General features: G+C 70.9%; 2 protein-coding genes. Both read left to right on the top strand.

The window, feature by feature from the left end; genetic code table 11:
- The coding region (gene prfB / locus VF612_RS01450) for a peptide chain release factor 2 (protein WP_408658070.1) at positions 1 to 776 on the top strand (776 nt) is incomplete at its 5' end.
- 8 nt (positions 777 to 784) lie between these two features.
- Positions 785 to 1,750 carry a prolyl aminopeptidase gene (pip, locus tag VF612_RS01445; protein WP_408658069.1) on the top strand — a complete coding sequence of 322 codons (966 nt, stop codon included), beginning with the start codon at positions 785 to 787 and terminating at the stop codon, positions 1,748 to 1,750.
- The last annotated feature ends 123 nt before the right edge of the window (positions 1,751 to 1,873 follow it).

Raw genomic sequence — 1,873 nt, 5'->3', positions numbered from 1 at the left:
AGGTCGAGCAGCTCGAGATCCGCACGCTGCTGTCCGGGGAGTACGACGCTCGCGAGGCGATCATCTCGATCCGGTCCGGAGCCGGTGGAGTCGACGCCGCTGACTTCGCCGAGATGCTGATGCGGATGTACCTGCGCTGGGCCGAGCGGCACAACTACGCCACCGAGGTCTACGACACCTCCTACGCCGAAGAGGCCGGCATCAAGTCCGCGACCTTCCAGGTCAAGGCGCCCTACGCCTACGGAACGCTGTCGGTCGAGCAGGGCACCCACCGGCTGGTGCGGATCAGCCCGTTCGACAACCAGGGGCGCCGCCAGACCAGTTTCGCCGGGGTCGAGGTGCTGCCGGTGGTGGAGCAGTCCGACCACGTCGAGATTCCCGAGGACGAGCTGCGGGTGGACGTCTACCGCTCGTCCGGCCCAGGTGGCCAGGGCGTCAACACCACCGACTCCGCGGTCCGGATCACCCACCTGCCCACCGGGATCGTAGTCAGCTGCCAGAACGAGCGCAGCCAGATCCAGAACCGCGCCTCGGCGATGGCGGTGCTGCAGGCCAAGCTGCTCGAGCGCCGCCGCGAGCAGGAGAAGGCGGCGATGGATGACCTCAAGGACGCCGGCAACAGCTGGGGCAACCAGATGCGTTCCTACGTCCTGCACCCGTACCAGATGGTCAAGGACCTGCGCACCGAGCACGAGGTCGGCAACCCGTCGGCGGTGCTGGACGGCGACATCGACGACTTCATCGAGGCCGGCATCCGCTGGCGCCGGTCGGCGTAGGCCCGGCGATGGCTGAGCTGTACCCGCTACCCGAGCCGACCGACGAGGGCCTGCTCGACGTCGGCGACGGCAACCGGATCTTCTGGCAGACCTTCGGCAACCCCGACGGCAAGCCGGCGGTGATGCTGCACGGCGGGCCGGGCACCGGATGCACGCCGGCGATGGCTCGCGGTCACGACCCCGCCCGCTACCGGGTGGTGCTGTTCGACCAGCGCGGCAGCGGCCGCAGCACCCCGCATGCCAGCGACCCGGCCGCCGACATGAGCGTCAACACCACCTGGCACCTGGTCGCCGACATGGAGGCGCTGCGCGAGCACCTGGGCATCGATCGCTGGCAGCTCGGCGGCGGCTCGTGGGGCTCGACGCTGGCGCTGGCCTACGCCGAGCGCCACCCGGACCGGGTCAGCGAGATCGTGCTGTCGGCGATCACCAGCGGCCGGCGCTGGGAGGCCGAATGGCTCTACCGCGGCGTGGCCCGGTTCTTTCCCGAGGAGTTCCAGCGGTTCGAGTCCGGCGTCGCGCCGGAGTACCGGGACGGCAACCTCGCCATCGGCTATTCGTGGTTGATGGAGAGCTCGGACCCCGCCGTCCGCGAGAAGGCCGCGCGGGACTGGTGCGCCTGGGAGGACGCGGTCGTCTCGTTGGAACCGGGCGCGAAGCCGAACGTCTACAGCAACCGTCCGGACGACGCGTTGCTGGCCTTCGTCCGGATCTGCACGCACTACGTCGCCCACGACGCGTGGCTGGACGAGGGCCAGCTGATCCGGGACGCCGACCGCCTCGCCGGCATCCCCGGCGTGCTCATCCACGGCCGGCTGGACCTGAGCGCCCCGCTGGACACCGCCTGGGAGCTGGCGCAGGCCTGGCCCGATGCCCGGCTGGTCGCGATCGCCGATGCCGGCCACCAGGGCAGCGCCAGCAAGCGGGAAGCCCAGCTGGCAGCCCTCGACGGCTTCGCCGACCGCCGGGACTAGTCAGCGGCGTGAGCCGCCCGGTGACCTTGTGCGACCGGGCGGCCTACGCCTGCGTTCGGCGCTGCGGTCAGGGCAGCCGGACGTACGGCGCCAGGAAGGAACGCGCTGACCCGGTGTCCGTCC

The sequence above is a fragment of the Jatrophihabitans sp. genome (assembly GCF_036388195.1).
Classification (GTDB): Bacteria; Actinomycetota; Actinomycetes; order Mycobacteriales; family Jatrophihabitantaceae; genus Jatrophihabitans_A.
This window is presented reverse-complemented; position numbering and strand designations above follow the sequence as displayed.